Raw genomic sequence first — 1,823 nt, 5'->3', positions numbered from 1 at the left:
CTTCGCGTGGGTCTCTGTGAACGACGGCTGGACGCCCCGGCCATCGGTGAAGAACGGCAGCGGCGGCATCGTGAGCGTGGCCGGCTCCCGGGCGGCCGTCGAGGGGGCCTCGGTCTGTCAGTCGGGCTCTGCCACCGGCTGGCACTGCGGCATCATCCTGCAGCGTAACGCCAGCGTCGCCTACCCTCAGGGCAATGTCTTCGAGCTGATCCGCACCAATGTCTGCGCCGAGCCGGGCGACTCCGGTGGCTCCTTGGTCTCCGGTGAGCAGGCGCAGGGGGTCGCCTCCGGCGGCTCCGGGAACTGTACCTCGGGTGGTGTCACCTACTACCAGCCGGTCAACGAGATCCTCACGACCTACGGTCTGAGCCTGGTGACCACCACCGGGAACCCTCCGCAGATGAGCACGGGCACCTGTACCGGCTTCCCGGTCACCGCCGCCGGAACCACGAACGGCGGTCAGGCCGTCTACCAGCCGAAGACTCCGTACCAATCGGCCGTCGCCGGCGTCCATTACGGCTGCCTGGACGCCGACGACGGCGTTGACTTCGACCTTTATCTCGAGAAGCGGGTCGGTTCGGCCTGGAGCACCGTCGCCACCTCCGACAGCCTGGGGGCCGACGAGAAGATCAGCTACACCGGCCCGGCAGGCTCCTACCGCTACCGGGTGGTCTCGTCGAGCGGCTCCGGCCCCTACACCCTGGGATACAGGACACCGTAATCCGCCCCGGGTTCTTCCTTTCCGGCGCCGCCGATCGTCAACTCCACCCCAGGCAAACCCTGCCCGGACCAGATGTGGATCCGGCCCGAAATCGTCGCCCGCGTGGCGCGCGGCTCTGCCGTCTTGACCGGCAACACCTGGATTAAGGTGGCGGTGCCCACATCGCATGACCAACCTGCGATATGAGGCGACCTCCCTCCTGCCTGGAAGCCGAGGCCGAGGAGAGATCCGTGTCCCGCAGACATACCGACATCACGGGCCGCGTCCTGATGATCACTGTCCTTGCTCTGACGACCGTCCCGGTCGTCGCCGAACCTCAGATGGTGGGTTTCCAAGCCGCTTCGGCCGCATGGAAACCACCGCCGGGCATGCTTGCGGCACTTCAGCGTGACCTCCACATCACCGTGGAGCAGGCGCAGGCGCGTCTGCTCAACGAGGCCCGGTTCACACCGATCGAGGCGCAACTCCGCAGGAGGCTCGGTGACCGTTTCGGCGGTTCCTGGCTCATGGGGTCCAGGTCGCAAATTCTCGTGGTGGCCACCACGGATCCCGCCGATCTTCCCCAGATCACCGCCGTGGGCGCCCGGGGCGAGGTCGTCAGCCGGTCGCTGGCGCGTCTCGGCGCGACCCTTGGGGAGGTCGACGCGGCTCTGGCCACCCATCCGAACGGGCGGGTGCGCTATGTCGACGTGAGGACCAACAAGGTCATCGTCCTGTCCGACGCGCCCTCGATAACCGAAGATGTCATCGAGGCCGCGGATGTGGATCTGGTCGCGGTGCGAGTGATGTCGTCCATCGAGAAGCCCCGGCCTCTCAGCGACCTGCTGGGCGGCGACGTCTACTACATCGGCGGCACCGCGAATCACTGCTCGATCGGTTTCTCGGTGCTTCGCGGAACCCAGAGCGGTTTTGTCAGCGCCGGTCACTGCGGTGTGGCGGCCAACACCACCATCGGCGTCGACCGGGTCAGGCAGGGCGTCTTCCAGGCCTCGAACTTCCCGGGGAGCGACTTCGCGTGGGTCTCTGTGAACGACGGCTGGACGCCCCGGCCATCGGTGAAGAACGGCAGCGGCGGCATCGTGAGCGTGGCCGGCTCCCGGGC

2 protein-coding genes are annotated in these 1,823 nt (G+C 67.4%); both read left to right on the top strand.

The features are described from left to right. On the top strand, positions 1 to 721 hold a 721-nt coding region (locus CHC08_RS47775), incomplete at its 5' end, for a S1 family peptidase (RefSeq protein WP_143653728.1). A gap of 230 nt (positions 722 to 951) precedes the next feature. Then, positions 952 to 1,823 (top strand): S1 family peptidase (locus tag CHC08_RS47770; protein ID WP_143653727.1); only part of this gene is annotated, 872 nt, incomplete at its 3' end.

Origin of the sequence: Streptosporangium subroseum (assembly GCF_900188345.1) — a bacterium.
In the GTDB taxonomy this organism is placed as follows: Bacteria; Actinomycetota; Actinomycetes; order Streptosporangiales; family Streptosporangiaceae; genus Streptosporangium; species Streptosporangium subroseum.
The sequence above is the reverse complement of the archived record's forward strand: the minus strand, read 5'-3'. Positions and strand labels throughout refer to the sequence as shown.